The organism is Rhizobium esperanzae (assembly GCF_014197615.1).
Taxonomy (GTDB): domain Bacteria; phylum Pseudomonadota; class Alphaproteobacteria; order Rhizobiales; family Rhizobiaceae; genus Rhizobium; species Rhizobium esperanzae_A.
The window spans coordinates 282,016-299,449 of the sequence record NZ_JACIFY010000001.1 but is presented as its reverse complement, the minus strand read 5'-3'; the positions used below and the strand labels follow the sequence as shown (position 1 = coordinate 299,449).

At 61.5% G+C, this 17,434-nt stretch carries 20 protein-coding genes; 10 read left to right on the top strand and 10 right to left on the bottom strand.

Going from position 1 to position 17,434, the window contains the following annotated elements; genetic code table 11:
• Positions 1–33 precede the first annotated feature (33 nt).
• The 4 genes from GGD57_RS01520 to GGD57_RS01505 all read right to left on the bottom strand — a co-directional run bounded on the left by GGD57_RS01520 (position 34) and on the right by GGD57_RS01505 (position 3,624).
• A complete protein-coding gene (locus GGD57_RS01520; protein ID WP_184466175.1) occupies positions 34–639 on the bottom strand; it encodes a transglutaminase-like cysteine peptidase in 606 nt (201 codons plus the stop codon).
• A 364-nt stretch (positions 640–1,003) separates the two neighbouring features.
• On the bottom strand, positions 1,004–1,978 hold the full coding sequence (gene pip / locus GGD57_RS01515; RefSeq protein ID WP_184466173.1) for a prolyl aminopeptidase: 975 nt from the start codon (positions 1,976–1,978) through the stop codon (positions 1,004–1,006).
• A gap of 265 nt (positions 1,979–2,243) precedes the next feature.
• Complete coding sequence (locus tag GGD57_RS01510) at positions 2,244–2,855, bottom strand: PilZ domain-containing protein (protein ID WP_085737326.1); 612 nt, start codon at positions 2,853–2,855, stop codon at positions 2,244–2,246.
• A 124-nt stretch (positions 2,856–2,979) separates the two neighbouring features.
• Positions 2,980–3,624 carry a PAS domain-containing protein gene (locus GGD57_RS01505; RefSeq protein ID WP_184466171.1) on the bottom strand — a complete coding sequence of 215 codons (645 nt, stop codon included), beginning with the start codon at positions 3,622–3,624 and terminating at the stop codon, positions 2,980–2,982.
• Positions 3,625–3,886: 262 nt separating this feature from the next.
• Here GGD57_RS01505 and GGD57_RS01500 point away from each other — a divergent pair, with 262 nt between their 5' ends.
• Together GGD57_RS01500 and GGD57_RS01495 are read left to right on the top strand one after the other, a co-directional pair.
• Positions 3,887–4,678, top strand: coding sequence for a rhomboid family intramembrane serine protease (locus tag GGD57_RS01500; protein WP_184466169.1), 792 nt, complete (start codon positions 3,887–3,889; stop codon positions 4,676–4,678).
• Between the two features lie 91 nt (positions 4,679–4,769).
• Positions 4,770–5,204 carry a CBS domain-containing protein gene (locus tag GGD57_RS01495; RefSeq protein WP_184466167.1) on the top strand — a complete coding sequence of 145 codons (435 nt, stop codon included), beginning with the start codon at positions 4,770–4,772 and terminating at the stop codon, positions 5,202–5,204.
• A 63-nt stretch (positions 5,205–5,267) separates the two neighbouring features.
• On the opposite strand, the gene GGD57_RS01490 is transcribed toward GGD57_RS01495, so the two are convergent.
• The 3 genes from GGD57_RS01490 to folE form a co-directional block, all read right to left on the bottom strand.
• Entirely contained in the window at positions 5,268–6,230 is a 963-nt protein-coding gene (locus GGD57_RS01490; RefSeq protein WP_184466165.1) for a patatin-like phospholipase family protein, read from the bottom strand.
• A gap of 116 nt (positions 6,231–6,346) precedes the next feature.
• Positions 6,347–6,799 carry a phosphoribosyl-AMP cyclohydrolase gene (hisI, locus tag GGD57_RS01485; protein WP_184466163.1) on the bottom strand — a complete coding sequence of 151 codons (453 nt, stop codon included), beginning with the start codon at positions 6,797–6,799 and terminating at the stop codon, positions 6,347–6,349.
• Between the two features lie 25 nt (positions 6,800–6,824).
• Positions 6,825–7,439 carry a GTP cyclohydrolase I FolE gene (folE, locus tag GGD57_RS01480; RefSeq protein ID WP_184466161.1) on the bottom strand — a complete coding sequence of 205 codons (615 nt, stop codon included), beginning with the start codon at positions 7,437–7,439 and terminating at the stop codon, positions 6,825–6,827.
• 310 nt (positions 7,440–7,749) lie between these two features.
• On the opposite strand from folE, the gene GGD57_RS01475 reads away from it, so the two are divergent.
• The 4 genes from GGD57_RS01475 to thrS all read left to right on the top strand — a co-directional run bounded on the left by GGD57_RS01475 (position 7,750) and on the right by thrS (position 11,268).
• Positions 7,750–8,196, top strand: coding sequence for an iron-sulfur cluster assembly scaffold protein (locus GGD57_RS01475; RefSeq protein ID WP_184466159.1), 447 nt, complete (start codon positions 7,750–7,752; stop codon positions 8,194–8,196).
• A gap of 5 nt (positions 8,197–8,201) precedes the next feature.
• Entirely contained in the window at positions 8,202–8,615 is a 414-nt protein-coding gene (gene yidD / locus GGD57_RS01470) for a membrane protein insertion efficiency factor YidD (protein ID WP_184466156.1), read from the top strand.
• Positions 8,612–9,139, top strand: a complete 528-nt coding sequence (locus tag GGD57_RS01465) for a DUF1697 domain-containing protein (protein WP_184466154.1) — start codon at positions 8,612–8,614, stop codon at positions 9,137–9,139. The genes yidD and GGD57_RS01465 overlap by 4 nt, the downstream gene beginning before the upstream one ends.
• Positions 9,140–9,261: 122 nt before the next feature.
• On the top strand, positions 9,262–11,268 hold the full coding sequence (thrS, locus tag GGD57_RS01460) for a threonine--tRNA ligase (RefSeq protein WP_184466152.1): 2,007 nt from the start codon (positions 9,262–9,264) through the stop codon (positions 11,266–11,268).
• 246 nt (positions 11,269–11,514) lie between these two features.
• Here the strand turns inward: thrS and GGD57_RS01455 are convergent, their stop codons facing one another.
• Complete coding sequence (locus GGD57_RS01455) at positions 11,515–12,615, bottom strand: hypothetical protein (RefSeq protein ID WP_184466150.1); 1,101 nt, start codon at positions 12,613–12,615, stop codon at positions 11,515–11,517.
• Positions 12,616–12,728: 113 nt separating this feature from the next.
• Between GGD57_RS01455 and GGD57_RS01450 the strand changes: the two genes are divergently transcribed.
• The 3 genes from GGD57_RS01450 (at position 12,729) to GGD57_RS01440 (ending at position 15,175) form a co-directional block, all read left to right on the top strand.
• Positions 12,729–13,313 (top strand): nitroreductase family protein, encoded by a 585-nt coding sequence (locus GGD57_RS01450; protein WP_184466148.1) that lies wholly within the window; start codon positions 12,729–12,731, stop codon positions 13,311–13,313.
• A complete protein-coding gene (locus GGD57_RS01445; protein WP_184466146.1) occupies positions 13,313–13,924 on the top strand; it encodes a flavin reductase family protein in 612 nt (203 codons plus the stop codon). Before GGD57_RS01450 ends, GGD57_RS01445 begins: the two co-directional genes overlap by 1 nt.
• A 108-nt stretch (positions 13,925–14,032) precedes the next feature.
• On the top strand, positions 14,033–15,175 hold the full coding sequence (locus GGD57_RS01440) for a DUF2336 domain-containing protein (RefSeq protein ID WP_184466144.1): 1,143 nt from the start codon (positions 14,033–14,035) through the stop codon (positions 15,173–15,175).
• Here the strand turns inward: GGD57_RS01440 and GGD57_RS01435 are convergent.
• A complete protein-coding gene (locus tag GGD57_RS01435; RefSeq protein ID WP_184466142.1) occupies positions 15,172–15,603 on the bottom strand; it encodes a hypothetical protein in 432 nt (143 codons plus the stop codon). The genes GGD57_RS01440 and GGD57_RS01435 overlap by 4 nt on opposite strands.
• Positions 15,604–15,731: 128 nt before the next feature.
• On the opposite strand from GGD57_RS01435, the gene GGD57_RS01430 reads away from it, so the two are divergent.
• Positions 15,732–16,190, top strand: a complete 459-nt coding sequence (locus GGD57_RS01430) for a GNAT family N-acetyltransferase (RefSeq protein WP_184466140.1) — start codon at positions 15,732–15,734, stop codon at positions 16,188–16,190.
• A 21-nt stretch (positions 16,191–16,211) separates the two neighbouring features.
• On the opposite strand, the gene GGD57_RS01425 is transcribed toward GGD57_RS01430, so the two are convergent.
• The gene (locus tag GGD57_RS01425; protein ID WP_184466138.1) at positions 16,212–17,429 is read right to left on the bottom strand and encodes an AI-2E family transporter; all 1,218 of its coding nucleotides are present in this window, start codon (positions 17,427–17,429) and stop codon (positions 16,212–16,214) included.
• Positions 17,430–17,434: the final 5 nt, after the last annotated feature.

Here is a 17,434-nt window from a genome sequence, read left to right as displayed (position 1 = left end):
CGCAGGCTGCCGGCGTGGGCCGGCAGGCTGTTCTTACTTGACGCTACCAACCGCGACAGCGCGGCCGTCCTGAAGCTTCGACCAGCGGGCCGGATCGTCGGCGGACTGGCGCTTCAGATAGGTATATTCGGTATCCGACCACAGCAGCACCTTGTTGCGCATGTTGTCGAGAATGAAGTCGCCGTGATCGGTGCGGACCGTCAGCACGGCATGGCCTTCGCCATTCGGCTGCAACACGACCGTCATCAGCGTGTCTGAGGGCGAGAAACCGTCCTCGATCAGCATCTTGCGCTTCAGCAGGGCATAGTCCTCACAGTCGCCGACGGTCGTGGGATAGGCCCAGTGTTCTTCGACGCCGTAGATCTGTTCATCCGTCTCCGGCTGAATCGTCGAATTGACCGTGTAGTTGACCTTGAGAATTTCCTTCCAGCGCTCCTCGGTGAGGATAGCCGGTCCGGCATCGCCGCCGACTTCGACACATTCCTTCGGATTCGCCTTGCAGAATTCATAGTGTCCGATCGGCGGGCTGGCATTGCCAGCGAGCGCCATGCTGGCGGGCGTCGCTTGTCCCGTACCCGCCATTGCCATGGTGATGATACCGGCCAGCAGGCCGCCTTTCAGGATATTCGCACTTGTCATTGCCGTCTCCCCGTAAGTTGAGGCGACAATCGCACAGACGTTTTTATCTCACGCAAAATTACGTAATAGAATTAAAGGCTTAGTTGATTCAAATGCGGATAAAACCTGACTAAAAACCAAGTCGAATTCGACTAAAACTTGATGCGGATTTGTCTCGAAATCGATTAAAAATGTAATTTGCGCAACAAGGCTTTCGGCCGCAAAAAGGTTGCGTTGCCGTCCCGGCGTTAAGGGTTTTCGGTGAGCCGGGTAAAGTCCGATGTGCTCGGGCGGCGAGGGGAAAGCTGGCGATACAGGCCGGGCTTGGTCGATTCGGCCGCTTCAAAAGCGGAATAGCGCTCAGATTCGCATTTTCGGCGGCAAATTATTTTTGAAGAAAATTGCGAAATCGATCGGTGGCGGCGACGATCGCCGCACTCATATCGGGATTGGCAGTGGAATGGGCGGCATGCGGAAGGATTTGGAGTTCGCTTTTCGGCCAGGCGCGGGCAAGTTCCCAGGCGGTGACAAGCGGCGCCTCGATGTCGAGCCTTCCCTGCAGCAGGATGGCGGGAATGCCGGCCAGTCGCGCGGCGTTCTTCAAAAGCTCGCCGTCTTCCAGCCAGGCGCCGTGGGTGAAATAATGGGTGATGATGCGGGCGCGGGTCAGCAGATAGGCCGGATCGGCCCAGCGGCTGGGCAGGCCTTGAGGATCGGCGAGCAGGATCGAAGCCGCCTCCCAGTCATGCCAGTCGCGTGCCGCCTTCAGCCGCGTCTGCGGACTGGGGTCGTTGAGCAGACGATGATAGGCGGCTACCATGTCCCGATCTGGCTCCTGGCTGCCTGCGGCAGCCGCCTGTTGGAAACGGTGCCATTCTTCCGGAAAGAGCGGCGCCATGCCGCGATAAAGCCAGTCGACCTCCGACCGCCTTGTGGTGGTCACGCCTGCGATGACGATTGCGGCGACGCGCTCGGGATGGGTTTCGGCATAAGCGAGCGCCAGCGTCGAGCCCCAGGAATTGCCGAAAACGAGCCAGGTGTCGATGCCGAAGAAGAGCCGCAGCCGCTCGATATCGGCAACGAGATGCCAGGTGGTGTTGAGGGAGAGATCGGTTTGCGGATCGGCAGCACTCGGCAGGCTGCGTCCGCAATTGCGCTGATCGAACAGAATGATTCGGTAGGTATCGGGATCGAAATAGCGCCGCGCCGTCGTCGAACAGCCGGAGCCCGGCCCGCCATGCAGCACCAGCGCCGGCCGGCCCGCCGGATTGCCGCAGGTTTCCCAATAGATCAGATTGCCATCGCCCGTATCGAGCAGGCCATGATCATAGGGTTCGATTTCCGGATAGAGAGCTGACATCGGTGCGCCTGCGGTCGAGGCGGGCTTTATCCATCATGTCCATGACGAATGGAAGACGGGCGGGCATACGACCAGTGTCGCAGGTCGTTCCACTCATAATATTTCTATCGACTGGCTGGAATGACTTGCGACAGAATTTGAGCCTGCTTTCCGAAGCCAGATCGGTCGCCGCTTGCTGATCTCTTGCCGTGACGCTCAAGCGGTTTCAACGTGACCTGACCGGGTGTGTGCCGAACCTGGCAAGCGCAGCGCGATCGGCAGCCTGTCAGAGGAATTCGCGCAGCGTCTCGCGGGACTGGATCGACAGGAATTCGATCGCCACGCCTTCGACGAAATGGCGTACGACGCGGCCGCGCATGTTGCCGAGGCGCACTGCCGTTCCGATCGAGGGGCGCATCTCGACGTCGACGGCGGCGCCCGACAGCGAAAGGTCCATGATGCGGCAGCTGTAACGCGTGCCGTCCTCGAGCGTCAGTTCGGTATTGGTGTCGCGCGGCGTGAGACGGTCATGGCGACGATCTTCCGGCAGCCCGAGTTCGTGCTTGTTGGCAAGCCAGGTGAGCTGGGCGGCGAGCTTCTCGCGCTTGCGCTCGGTGGCATTGATCGACATGGCGAAGCCGCGGCCATCGAGCGTCTGGACATAACCTTCGACGCGGCCGAGATGGTCGATATAGGCGACGACACGTTCGTTGGCACGTGGTCGGCCGGAGCACGTGACGTACATGTCGCCAGGCGACATGTCGATCACCATGCATTCGAATTCCTCGTAATTCGCAAGCATCAGCCGGCCTTGCATATTGATCGGCACGCGCTGGAAAACGCCCTGTTCAGGGCGCGGCGCAGGTCGTTGCGTCTGAGCTGGCTGGAACGAGTGCATCAAAAGGCTTCTTCATCAAAATCGCAGAGACCGATCTTTACCCGCAATCCATTAACAGAAGGTTGTTTTGCCTCATTTGGACATAGCCGAAAACGAGTGTGTGCGATGTCCTAAAACGAAACGGTCAGTGCGCCTCCGCGCTGAGCAGCTGAGACACCATGCGGCGCATGACCTGGCCGAAACCGACGCTTTTGCCCCCGACGATTTCGTTGATGGGGCGCAGGTCCGCCGGCGTGCCCGTGCCGAATTTTCCGGGCAGCAGGCGGCTGCGGTCGAGCGCCAGGAATTCGAGCGGTACAATCTCCAGCCAGCTCGCTGACGCCGTCGGTGCGATCGCGCCGAGCAGCCGGTCGCAGGCGCCGTGCGGCGAGCGCAGCGGCATCATGATGATCTCGAACGAGGCCTGATGACCGACGGTGCTGTAGCCTGTCGCATTGAACAGAGCCGGCATGGTATGGTCCATCACCCCCATCGCCGTACGTTCGATATCCGCGTCCTGGCCGTTTGCCCAGAGGGAGGAGAAACGTTCGCCGCGCAGATCCCGCCCGAACAGATCGCAGATGCGGGTGCCGGCAAGCCGGAAGCCGATGTCTCCTGCCTCTCGCGTCTCGAGGATGAACAGGCTTTGCAGCAGATGGGGGACGGCGGAGGGTTCGACCTGCGATTTCAGCGGCGCATCGGCTGCGCCGCGGATACGGTTCCAATAGTCAAAAATCTCGATGGTCGTTTGTACACGCATCTTACACCAACCTGTCCCATTCCGGATCATTTTCGGGCAGTCATTGCCCGTACAGGCTCTACCTTGCGGATTTCATGCCAAACCGCGGCCGTTAAGGTTAAGAAATGGTTTCGGTTGAGGTGCGGTGCCTGTCGTGACACTGTCCTTTCATCGCTTCGACTTTCGAAGTTCAGCACAACCTGCGGGGTCCAGGTCTTTCCAGGAACTCCGGTCACGCCGTCCGGCACTTCGGACGGCTTTTTTTTTGACAGGTGCTCCTGTATGGCTGTGGCCTCAACGAGGCGATATCGAAATGAACGAGCAGACGGCCGAGCCGCATAAGGCGCCCGAACCTCCTGAGGTCCAGCCGCCGGCAAAGCCGCCGCGCGTACCGGTCTTCAACCTTCCGCCGGCACTGTTCTTCAGCCTTTGCCTGCTCGTCGTCATCTTTGCGGTGCAGGAGCTCTTGCTCTCCGACGATGCGATGAGCTGGCTGTTCTTTACCTTCGGCTTCGTTCCCGCCCGCTATGTGATTCCCCTGTCGCAGCAGGGGCCGGAGCTGTTCTGGACACCCGTCACCTATTCACTGCTGCACGGCAGCGTTCAGCATATCGTCTTCAACGCCTTCTGGCTGATGGCCTTCGGCGCGCCGGTCGTGCGCCGCATCGGGACGCTGCGTTTTCTGCTCTTCTGGCTTTTTTCCGCCGTCGCGTCCGCTGCCCTGCATGCGGTCCTGAATTGGGGGGATGTGACGCTGCTAATCGGCGCGTCCGGTGTCATCTCCGGGCTGATGGGGGCTGCCTGCCGATTCGCTTTTCCGGCCGAACGCCGGCCGATGCTGCCGGCCCATCTCAATGCAAGGCTTTCGATCGTCGAGGCGCTGAAGAGCCGGACCGTCGTCATCTTCATGCTGCTCTGGCTGGTCGGCAACGCCCTGATCGCCATCGGCATTCCGCTCGTCGGCGATAGCGATCAGCCCATTGCCTGGGACGCGCATATCGGCGGCTTCGTCTTCGGCTTTCTGCTGTTTTCGCTGTTCGACCGGGCGCCGCGGCCGCCTGTGATCGAAGCTGCCGTAACGGAGAAGGATCTGTTGCAATCCTGAGCCGGGCAGTGCACGATTGACCTATCCGCGCTGGGGGGAGAAACCGCCGCGGATGCCTGTGACAAGTGTTTCACGGACATAGGAGGTTCGAATGACCAGTTCAGTCAAAGCAATCCTCGACCTGAAGGGCAGGGACGTCGTCACCGCCGGGCCGCACACCACGGTCGCCGAGGCGGCCGTCATCCTCAGCAAGAAGAAGATCGGCGCCATCGTCGTCGTCGGCATGGAGAACCGGATTTCCGGAATGTTCACCGAGCGCGATCTCGTGCATGCCATCGCCAAACATGGCAAGGACGGCCTCGACCAGTCGCTGGCCCAGGTCATGACGGCAAAGGTCTACCGCTGCCACGAAGAGACGACCGTCAACGAGCTGATGGAACTGATGACCAGCCGGCGTTTCCGCCACGTGCCTGTCGAAAGCAACGGCAAGCTTGCCGGCATCATCTCGATCGGCGACGTGGTGAAATCACGCATCGCCGAGGTCGAGCGCGAGACCGAGGAGATCAAGGCCTATATCGCCGGCTGAGATTGTCGCCGGCCTTGTTTGCAGATGTCATCGTCCAAAGGCACATAGCCTTTTGGACTTTGATCAGGGATGGCTGGCGTAAACTTCCTGCATGCGCTGGATTTCAGGGAGCCTGGCTCTGGCTTCCTCGTAGCCGCGTTCGATCGCCTCGCCGGCGCGGTGGAATTCGGAAAGGCCGATATAGCTGAGGCGCGGCTGCAGCGAAATATCGGGCGGGTCGCCGGCAAGGCGGGCGCGTGCGATCCTATCCTGAATGATGTTGAAGGCCTGCACCATGACGCCGGTCATGCCGAGACGGGCATAGGGCGCCTCTTCCTGCTTCTGCACTTCCTGCGGCGAGAGGCTGGCATTGTGCCGGACGACGGCCGAGCGGCCATAAAGATCGTAGTTGAGATTGACAGCGACGACCAGCGGCTGCTCGTAGGCGCGGCAGACGGAGACGGGCACCGGGTTGACCAGTGCGCCGTCGACCAGCGTGCGGTGGTTGCTGCGCACCGGTTCGAAAATGCCGGGCAGGGCATAGGAGGCCCGCAACGCCGTAATCAGCGAACCGTTGGCGATCCAGACCTCGTGGCCGGTATTGACCTCGGCGGCGACCGCGACGAACGGCCGGTCGAGATCCTCGACGTTCAGGCCTTCGAGATGCTCCTGCATGCGCTTGGTCAGCCGCATGCCACCGAAGAGGCCACTGCCGCCGATGGTGAGATCGAGGAGACTGGCGATCCGGCGCATGGTCAGCGAGCGGGCGAAACTTTCGAGTTCATCGAGTTTGCCGGCGAGATAGCAGCCGCCGACCAGCGCGCCGATCGAGGTGCCGGCAATCATGCCGATTTCGATTTTTGCCTCGTCGAGGGCGCGCAGCACGCCGATATGGGCCCAGCCGCGGGCCGCCCCGCCGCCGAGCGCAAGGGCAATCTTGATTTTCCTGACGGGTGTCGGAGGCGGGACCATCTCCAGAGTGGTCGACATGCCGGAACCTGAACCCTCGCCTTCAGAGCTTTGACGATGCAGACTCCAGCTCAGCATGGCGCGCTCTCCTCCCAGCAGAACACATTGTTCCGATAGTGTGCCCGATCAGTTTCCAAATGGTATATAGAAGCGATTTCTGGCGCAATAAGGAGCAAATGCCGGAGAATTCGGCCTTATTTTCCGTAGACATCCTGCGGATCGAAATGAAGCTCGTCGTCAACGATATCGAGCATCGGCTTTCCATCCCGAAGCGTGATCGCCCGATAGAAGCAGGAGCGGCGGCCGGTATGACAGGTGGCATCGTGGCCGGCGACCTCGACCTTCAGCCAGATGGCGTCCTGATCGCAATCGGTGCGAATTTCCTTGACCGTCTGGAGATTGCCCGAGGTCTCACCCTTCTTCCAGATCTTGCCGCGCGAACGGCTGAAATAATGGGCCGTTCCGGTCTGGATGGTCAGCGCCAAGGCCTGGGCGTTCATATGCGCCACCATCAGAAGCTCGCCGTCGCCGGCGTCGGTGACAATGGCGGTGATCAGGCCGCGGTCATCGAAACGCGGCGTGAAATCACCGGCGTCTTCCAACGCCGACTTGTCCTCGGATGGTTGATTGAAGATCAGTTGGTTCATCGCGGCCCTCCTGAGGGAGCCGGTATCAGCGGCTCCGCACCATGGTCATGAAACGGGCCTGATCGGCCGGCTCGGTCTTGAACGTACCCGTAAACGTCGTCGTCAGCGTGGTCGAGCCCTGCTTCTGAACGCCGCGCATCGCCATGCACATGTGTTCGGCCTCGATCATCACTGCGACACCGCGCGGATTCAGTGTATCGTCGATGGCCCGGGCGATCTGCGCGGTCATCGTTTCCTGCGTCTGCAGGCGGCGGCCGTAGATCTCGACGACACGGGCAATCTTCGACAGGCCGAGCACACGCCCGTCCGGCATGTAGGCGACGTGGGCCTTGCCGATGATCGGCACCATGTGGTGTTCGCAATGCGAGAAGAACGGAATATCCTTGACGAGGACCATGTCATCGTAGCCGGCGACCTCTTCGAAGGTGCGGCCAAGCACGTCTTCGGGCGCCATGTCGTAGCCGGAAAAAAGCTCGCGGTACGATTTGACGACACGGGCCGGCGTTTCGATGAGGCCTTCGCGCGCCGGGTTGTCACCGGCCCAGCGCAGCAGGACGCGAACGGCTTCCTCGGCCTCCTGCTGGGAGGGGCGGTCAGAGTCGCGGTTCGTCTGCGGAAAGTTTTTTACGATGGCGTCCATGAACAATGGTCTCCTGGTCCGCACCGCGGACCGATCTGTCGGAATCGCCACTGGTCAATCCCATGCGGGAATTCATGCACCTTTGGCAGGCTCCGGGGCTTTCAGGGCATATTCAACACCCGTCCGGCACGGTTTCCCAATCAAACTTACACGAGGCCATTGCATTTTCATGGCCTTCGAACGACATACATATAGGAATACGGCCATCGTATGTAAGTATCCTCAGATGACACGGTGTGTTTTTTGTTTCAATAACAATAACAGCCCTTATTGAGGCCGATCCGCAGCGATTTTGGAGCGGAAATCCAACATGGACGACATCTATAACAGCAAGATCCTCGAATTCGCCGGCAATATTCCGTTGACCGGCACGCTTGATGAGGCCGATGCGAGCGCCCAGGCCTATTCGAAACTTTGCGGCTCGAAGGTTAGGATCTGGCTGAAGATGGACGGCGATATCGTGACCGGTTTTGCCCATGAGGTGAAGGCCTGCGCGCTCGGCCAGGCCTCGTCCTCGATCATGGCGCGCCATGTCGTCGGCGCAACATCGGGCGAATTGCGCCAGGCACGCGAGGACATGCTTGCCATGCTGAAAGCGGACGGGGCAGGGCCGGAAGGACGGTTCGAAGACATGCGTTATCTGCTGCCGGTGCGGGACTACAAGGCCCGCCATGCCTCGACGATGCTGACCTTCGATGCCGTCGTCGATGCGATCGGGCAGATCGAGGCGAAAAGGGCGGAAATTGTCGAGGCGTAACTGAGATGTGCGAGTTCTGCGCTCTGCAGGCAGGCGATGAGGACGACGGCGGTGCCGCCGGACCGGAAAAGCCGCGTAAAAAACCCGCACGCACCTCCCGCAATTATACCGGTCCATTCCGCAAGTCCCCCGACCGCCTGCTCGGCATGGGGTTCATTCGCCTCTATCAACTGACGCTTTCCGGCTTTGTCGGCAATTCCTGCCGCCATATACCGACCTGCTCCGAATATGGCTACGAGTCGATCGCCCGCCACGGCCTGTGGGCCGGCGGCTGGATGACGCTGTTTCGCGTCGGCCGCTGCGGCCCGGGCGGCACCAGCGGTCTCGACCAGGTGCCGGAGATACTCGGCGAAGACTTCCACTGGTGGACCCCGTGGCGTTATCTCGCCCTCGGACGCAAGAGAGGGGCAACGCCATGAGCATGTTCGTCGCCCTTCTGCACAGCATTGTCCTGACGCGCGACCGCCGCGTCATTATGGAGGATTTGCGCGCGCTGGCCGAAGAACTCGGTTATCGCAATCCGCGCACGCTGGTTTCAACAGGCAATCTCGTCTTCGAGGCCGACGAGATGCGGCCGCATGAGCTTGAAGTCATGCTGGAAGAGGGCTTCGAGGAAAAATTCGGCAAACATGTCGATATCGTCGTGCGCAGCGACTGCACCTGGATGGCGCTTTGCGGCACCAATCCCTTCAGGGATGGCAGCGGCGATCAGGTCATCGTCCGGGTGATGCGCCTGCCGGTCGATCCCAAGAAGGTGGAGGCGCTGAAGCCGCTGATGGCGGAAGGGCAGCGCATCGCCGTCGTCGGCGGCGACCTCTGGATCGATTTTGCCGGCAAGCCGAGCCAGTCCAAGCTGCTTTCGGCGCTGACGACCAAGCGGCTCGGCGTCGGAACGATGCGCAACTGGAACACGGTCTGCGGCCTTGCCGAAATGATCATGTAGGGCGGCTTCTTCTTTACTCCCGATGGAAATCTGAGTATCAGGCGGCAGCGCATCCAGAGACGGAGGCGCTTCCATTTCAACCACCCGCATTCGTTGGCGGGACTGGACAAGGAGAAATTTCGATGTCTGACGCCATTTCCCTGACATTTCCCGATGGTTCCGTGCGCAGCTTTCCCGCTGGCGCGACCGGCAGGGATGTCGCCGAATCCATTTCCAAGTCGCTCGCCAAGAGCGCTGTCGCCATTGCGATCGATGGCACCGTGCAAGACCTTTCCGATGCCGTCACCGATGGCAAGATCGAGATCATTACCCGTAAGGACGGCCGTGCGCTGGAACTCATCCGCCATGACGCCGCACACGTGATGGCCGAAGCCGTGCAGGAGCTTTGGCCCGGCACGCAGGTGACGATCGGTCCCGTGATCGAGAACGGCTTCTATTACGATTTTGCCAAGAACGAGCCGTTCACGCCCGACGATCTGCCGAAGATCGAAAAGAAGATGAAGGAGATCATTGCCCGCAATGCGCCCTTCACCAAGCAGATCTGGTCGCGCGAAAAGGCCAAGGAAGTGTTTGCCGCCAAGGGCGAACAGTACAAGGTAGAGCTCGTCGATGCCATTCCCGAAGGGCAGGATCTGAAGATCTACAATCAGGGCGAATGGTTCGACCTTTGCCGCGGCCCGCACATGGCCTCGACCGGCCAGGTCGGCACCGCCTTCAAGCTGATGAAGGTGGCCGGCGCCTATTGGCGCGGCGACAGCAACAACGCCATGCTGTCGCGCATCTACGGTACGGCATGGGCCGACCAGGCTGATCTCGACAATTATCTGCATATGCTGGCGGAAGCGGAAAAGCGCGACCACCGCAAGCTCGGCCGCGAAATGGACCTGTTCCATTTCCAGGAGGAGGGCCCGGGTGTGGTCTTCTGGCATGGCAAGGGCTGGCGCATCTTCCAAACGCTCGTCGCCTATATGCGCCGCCGGCTCGCCGTCGATTATGAAGAAGTCAACGCGCCGCAGGTGCTCGATACCTCGCTCTGGGAAACCTCGGGGCACTGGGGCTGGTATCAGGAAAACATGTTCGCCGTGAAATCGGCGCATGCGATGACGCATCCGGAAGACAAGGAAGCTGATAATCGCGTCTTCGCGCTGAAGCCGATGAACTGCCCCGGCCACGTACAGATCTTCAAGCATGGCCTGAAGTCCTATCGCGAGTTGCCGATCCGGCTGGCGGAATTCGGCCTGGTGCATCGCTACGAGCCTTCAGGCGCGCTGCATGGCCTGATGCGCGTGCGCGGCTTCACGCAGGACGACGCGCACATCTTCTGCACCGACGAGCAGATGGCGGCCGAATGCCTGAAGATCAACGATCTCATCCTGTCGGTCTACGAAGATTTCGGCTTCAAGGAAATCGTCGTCAAGCTTTCGACGCGTCCGGAAAAGCGTGTCGGCTCCGACGCGCTCTGGGACCGGGCGGAAGCCGTCATGACCGAGGTGCTGAAGACGATCGAGGCGCAGTCCGAGGGCCGCATCAAGACCGGTATTCTGCCGGGCGAGGGCGCCTTCTACGGGCCGAAGTTCGAGTATACGCTGAAGGACGCGATCGGCCGCGAGTGGCAGTGCGGCACGACGCAGGTCGATTTCAACCTGCCGGAACGCTTCGGCGCCTTCTATATCGACAGCAACTCCGAAAAGACGCAGCCGGTGATGATCCACCGCGCCATCTGCGGCTCGATGGAGCGCTTCCTCGGCATTCTGATCGAGAACTTCGCCGGCCACATGCCGCTCTGGGTCTCGCCGCTGCAGGTGGTGGTCGCGACGATCACCTCGGAAGCCGACGCCTACGGGCTTGAGGTGGCCGAGGCGCTGCGCGACGCCGGTCTCAATGTCGAGACTGATTTCCGCAACGAGAAGATCAACTACAAGGTCCGCGAACACTCGGTCACCAAGGTTCCGGTCATCATCGTCTGCGGCAGGAAGGAGGCCGAGGAGCGCACGGTCAACATCCGCCGTCTCGGCAGCCAGGAGCAGGTTTCGATGGGGCTCGACGCCGCGGTCGAAAGCCTGACCCTCGAGGCGACACCGCCAGACGTCCGCCGCAAGGCTGAAGCAAAGAAAGCCAAGGCGGCCTGAAAACCGCCGGGCTCCGACAGCGCCGGCTCGGCGCTGTCGGAAATCCAATCGACAACCGTCATGTCGTTGGGACGACGGAATTGGTCATCCCCAGCGGCGGCGAAGCGCACTTCTCCAAATAAACCGAAACCGCTTAGCCTAAAGCGCGTCGCGATCTTTCAGATTCGCTCTTCGCGCTTTAGGTCTTTGTTTTCCGCATGTCGTTGCCGCAAAACCGCTGCACACTTTTGCGCGACATGCTCTAAGTCAATCGAGGCTGGTATCGCCGCCGCCCTGTGGCGCGAGCTGTTCGTAGGAGGGGAGCGGTGCCACCGGCGCCGGCTGGACGCCGGGCGGCGGCGGTGTTCCCACAGGCACCTGCTGCACGGTGCGGGCCGCGTCGTTCACCGGCGGCTGCGGCTGCTGGTCCTTCATCAGAACCTCGACATCGGTATTCCTGCCGGCGACGACGGTGAAGTCGCGCTGATAGATCTTGTCTTTGTTGCGAGCGACGGCGGAATAGCCGCCTTCAGCCAGGACCATGGTTGGGAAGGCGCTGACGCTTTCGCCGACGCTGTCGCCGGCCGCCGTCAGGATCGACCATGCCGTATCGGCGATCGCCTCGCCGCCGGCATCGGAGACCAGCTTGAAGGTGACCTGTGCGGCGCGATGCTGGATCGTCGCTTCCGTGAGCTTGCCGGCTTCGACCTGGATGTCGGCGCGGATGACGGCGTTGACGCTGCCATATTCGGAAACGATGTGGTAGGTGCCGGCATTGAGCCGGACAACGGTGTTCGGCGAGACATCGGCCATGACGAGGCCGCGCTCGCCATCCTCGCGCACCTCGGAGGAATAGATCGAGAAGCTCAGCTGGTCGGGGCGGATGCGGGCATCGGTGCCGGAGACGGCGTTGAGCAGCAGGCCGCCGGCATCGAGCACCATCACCTGCTTGCCGACCTCGCCGTCAGCGGGCACGGTCAGTTTCTTGGTGACGCCGGCGCGGCCGAAAGAGACATTGACGAAATAATCGCCGGGAGCGAGCTGGAAGGCGGCGGGTCCGCCTTTGGCGCTGGCGATCAACGGCAGCTTGCCGTCGGTGCCGGCGATCGGGCTGAAGACATACCAGGAAAGGCCATCCTCGACCGGTGCGCTGTCGGCCGTCAGCTTGGCTTCCATTGCGATGTCGCGCAGCTTGGCCCCTTCGGGCGCAGTGCCGGGTGCGATGAAGGCGTTCAGCTTCGGCATCTTCGAGCTGGAATCGAGCTGTTTGAAATCCTTGAAGGCATCCTGCGCGCCGGCGCCGAGGGGCATCAAGACCATCAGAACGATGGCGAGGCCGGTGCGTACAAGAGGCGAAATGCCAAACATCTGTTTCGTGAACCGATTGACTTCTGAAATCGCAAAGGCCACTTCAAGACCAACGCGATGGCAAATTCAAGACCCGCCCTTTGCAGCAGCAGAAAAATGAGAGTTTCTCCCGCATGAAATCCGATATCAAGCTGATCGACTATCTCGCCGTGCGCCGTTCCATCCCCGCTTTCCAGATGTGCGAACCAGGCCCGGAGAGGGCCGAGATCGAGGAAATCCTGAGGCTTGCCTCGCGTGTTCCCGATCACGGCAAGATCGCGCCCTGGCGCTTCATCGTCTATCGCGGACAGCAGCGCACTCACATTGGCGAGGAGCTTCTGAAGCTGGCGCTCGAGACAAAGCCCGAGCTTTCCGAGGAGATGATCCAGGTCGAGCGCGCCCGTTTCACCCGCGCGCCTGTCGTCGTCGCCGTCGTCAGCAAGGCGGGGCCGCATATCAAGATCCCGGAATGGGAGCAGATGATGTCGGCCGGCGCGCTTTGCCTCAACGTCATCCTGGCCGCCAATGCCAGCGGTTATGTCGCCAACTGGCTGACGGAGTGGTTCGCCTATGACGAGCGCGCCTATCCGCTGCTCGGCGTTGGGACGGATGAAAAGGTGGCGGGCTTCATCCATATCGGCTCGACGACATTTCCGGCGATCGAACGGCCGCGGCCGGAGCTTGCCGATACCGTGACCTGGGTCGGCGGAGAGGACTGATGTTCTATACGACCGACAGTAACCGGCATGGTCTGGCGCATGACCCGTTCAAGGCGATCGTGTCGCCGCGCCCGATCGGCTGGATCGGCAGCAAGGGTGGGGACGGCTCGATCAACCTGGCGCCCTATTCTTTCTTCAACGCCGTTTCCGACCGGCCGAAGCTGGTGATGTTTTCCTCCAGCGGCCGTAAGGACAGCCAGCGCAATGCGGCCGAAACCGGCGCTTTCACCTGCAGTTTCGTCAGCCGCAATCTCGCAGACAAGATGAACCTTTCCTCGGCGGCGCTGCCCTATGGCGACAGCGAATTCGACTTCGCCGGCCTGACGGCGAAACAGGCCGAACTCGTGGACGCGCCCTATGTCGGCGAAGCCTTCGCGGTGCTCGAATGCAAAGTGACCGAGATCATCGAACCGAAGACGCTTTCGGGCGAACCGTCCGAAAACGTCTTCGTCTTCGGTGAAGTGGTCGGCATTCACATCGACGAGGCGATTGTCAGGGATGGACGCATCGACATGTCGCTTGCCCGGCCCGTCGCGCGTCTCGGCTACATGGATTACAGCGAAACCAGCGAGGTTTTCGAAATGTTTCGGCCGAGGTCGCAGCAAGGTTGAGCCGAATGGGCAAGGCGTACAAAGGCTTAAGAAACATGGTGAACCAATCTTAAACCTTTTGCCGTTACGGTCGCAGCATTGAATGAAGCGCGAGAGAATCGCGTTCAAGTGCTGGGGCGTCGCGTGATCGTAGAAGCTTTCCTTCGTTGGATCGAAACCGCCAAGACCGGCGACCGGGCCCGGGCCGCAAACGCGCTTGGGCGGGCCTATCTGCAGTCCGAGATGACAGGGGAGGAGCGGGCGGCGGCCGAGATGGCGATGACCTTTCTGCTCGACGATCCGTCGCCGCGTGTGCGGCTGGCGCTGGCCGAGGCGATCGCCTGGTCGCCGGATGCGCCGCGCAGCCTGGTTCTTTCGCTTGCCGAGGATCAGCCTGAAGTCGCCTGCCACGCCGTCACCTGTTCGCCGCTTTTAAGCGATGCCGATCTCGTCGATCTTGCCGCGCGCGGCAACGGCGCCACCCGCATGCTGATTGCGGCGAGGGCGCATGTGACGCGCCCGGTTTCGGCCGCACTTGCCGAGGTCGGCGACGAGGACGAACTGCTCTGCCTGCTCGAGAACGACGGCGCCGTGATCCCCAGCCAATCCCTGAAACGCATCGCCGAGCGGCTCGGTGATTGCTGCGACATCCGCAACCTGCTTCTCGACCGCAGCGATCTTCCCGCCGATGCCCGGCAGTTGCTCACCCAGCATGTCAGCAATGCGCTGGTCGGGCTGCCGCTCGCACAGGCGGCGATCGGCCTGCAGCGGCTCCAGCGCATCAGTCGCGAGGCGACCGAGGCTGCGATCGTTTCGATCGCCGGCGACATCGCGCCGCGCGAGATACCCGACCTCGTCCAGCATCTGCGCCTCAACGGCCGGCTGACGCCGTCCTTCCTGATGCATGCGCTCTGCGCCGGCAAAGTGGATTTCTTCGCCGGGGCGATCGTCGATCTCACAGGCTGCGGCGAGCGCCGGGTGCGTTCGATCCTGGCAACGGGCCGCATGCATGCTGTGCGCGCCCTCTACGAATCCGCCGGCCTGCCGAGAGACATCAGCATCATCTTCGTCGAGGCGACGATGCTGTGGCGCGACGCCGCCCGAAAAGCCCCGGGCAGCTTGACCGGCACGATCTGCGGCCGTCTTCTCGAAAAATTCCGCCATTACGAGGCGCATGGCGCCGTCGGCGAACTGCTCGATATGGTAGAAAAGCTGGGTGTCGCCGAACAACGGCAATCGGCCCGCGTCTATGCGGCGCTTGCGGCCGCTTAATCGGCCAGCCGCGTCACCACCCATGAATAGCTGGCGGAGGCGAAGTGTACCGGTTTGGAGAGCGTATCCTTGACGCTTTTGCCCGACGGAATATGCGCGCGGACCTGGGCAGCGATATTTTCAGCAAAACCGGCAAGCGTTCCAACCGGCTCTTCGGGAGCCTCAGGTGCGGCGGTGGCAATTTCGGGCGCAGCCCCGGGCAGGGGCGTAGGCTTCGGCGGTTCGGCGGCGGCGAGAGCTTTCGGCGCTTCGCACACGGCGATCACCGAGGGGTAGTTGACGTTGGCATAGGCCTTCAGACGGCGTTCGGCCTCGGCATCGCAGGCGGCAACCGTTTCCCAATGCTTGTCGACCGTCGCGACATAATTGCACTGGCTGACGGAATCGTCGCAACCGAGAATGGTCATCGCGATCAGCACCGCTTGCATATTCTACTTCCTTGGCTATTGAACCTGATATCGCCTTAGACGGCGCAATTCCAACCGAATGAAGGCAAGAGCATTAACTCTTGGTCATGTCAGGCAAAAATTGCGCCCCGCAAGCATCGGGAGCCAGCATGTCCGTCACCATCGCCCTGGAGCCGCCGCGTCAGGAGGGCGTCATCCGCCTTCTCGATCTTTCCGATGCCTATGCAGGGTCGCTCTATCCGGCCGAGAGCAACCATCTGGTCGACCTCTCCTTGCTGGAGAAACCTTCGGTAAGCTTCCTGGTCGCGCGCAACGGCGATGCGATCGTCGGCTGCTGCGCGCTGGTCGAGGCCGGCGACGGCACGGCGGAGATCAAGCGGATGTTCGTCGATCCCGAGGCAAGGGGGCTCAAGGTTGCCAGCGGCCTGATGAATGCGCTTGAAGCGATCGCCGGGGAAAAGCGGCTGACGGCGATCCGGCTCGAAACCGGCATCTACCAGCCCGAGGCGATCGCTCTCTACCGCAAATACGGCTACCAGGACATCGAAGCCTTCGGTGCTTATCTGCCGGATCCGCTCAGCCTGTTCATGGAAAAGCGGCTGGGATGACGGTTTGCGAAGGCCGGTGGTTCAGCCTTCCGCGACACGGGGAAGCGTTTTCGGCGCTCCGGGCGACGGCGGCGGGGCCTGTTCGTCGATAAGGATCTGCGGTCCCGTCTCGCTCTTGTCGGCATTGCGGGCCTCATGAATCCATTCGCGCCAGATAGCGACGATCAGCGCCATCAACACCGGGCCGATGAAGAGGCCGAGGAAACCCATCGTCTTGACGCCGCCGACGAGACCGAAAAAGGTCGGCAGGAAGGGCAGCTTGATCGGACCGCCGACGAGCTTCGGCCGCAACGTCTTGTCGACGATGAAGAGTTCGACCGTACCCCAGACGAAGAGCCCAATGCCGGCGACGTGCGAACCGCTCGCCAGCAGATAGACCGAGACCAGCGTGAAGGAGAGCGGTGCGCCACCCGGGATCAGCGCCATCACGCCTGTGAGCACGCCGAGCGTCACTGGCGAGGGCACACCGGCAATCCAGTAAGCGAGGCCGAGCACGATGCCTTCGCCGATGGCAATCAGCGTCATGCCCATGACGGTGGAACTGATCGTCGCCGGCACGACGCGGGAAATACGCTCCCAGCGGTTCGGCAGAATGCGCTCGCCCAGCATGTCGATCTGCTTGGAGAAGGAAAAACCATCGCGATAGACGAAGAACAGCGCGATCAGCATGAAGAGCAGCGTCAGCAGGAGATGGAAGGCACCACCGCCGGCGGCAAGCACGGCGCGGTAGATGTTGCCGATATTGGCGCCACTGACCGCCTGGATGACCTCGCCGAGAGCGCCGGGGCTGCCAATATATTTTGTCCAGACTTCATCGAGATAGGCGCCCGCCCAGGGCAGCGCGACGATCCAGTCGGGTGTCGGGGCGCCGGCGCGGTTGGCGTGGATTGTCCAGGCAACCCAGTTGCGCACTTCGCCCGTCGTATAGGTGACCGCCAGCCCGATCGGGATGACCAGGAAGGTGATGATCATGATGATGGCGATGGTCGCGGCAATCGTCGTATTGCCGCCGACACGGGCAAGAAGCTTGCGGTAGAGAGGCCAACTGGCAAAGCCGATGACGAGGGCCGCAAGCACCGGTACGAGGAAGCCGTAGAAGAAGTAGACGCCGGCTGCGACGATCAGAACCAGCAGCCAGCGCGCCGCCGAGATGGAGGGTATCAGCGGCGTGCGTGTCGGCGCCGACGATCCGAGCCATCGCGGTTCATGATTGCTTTTCTGACGGTCGAATACACCCACGCGCG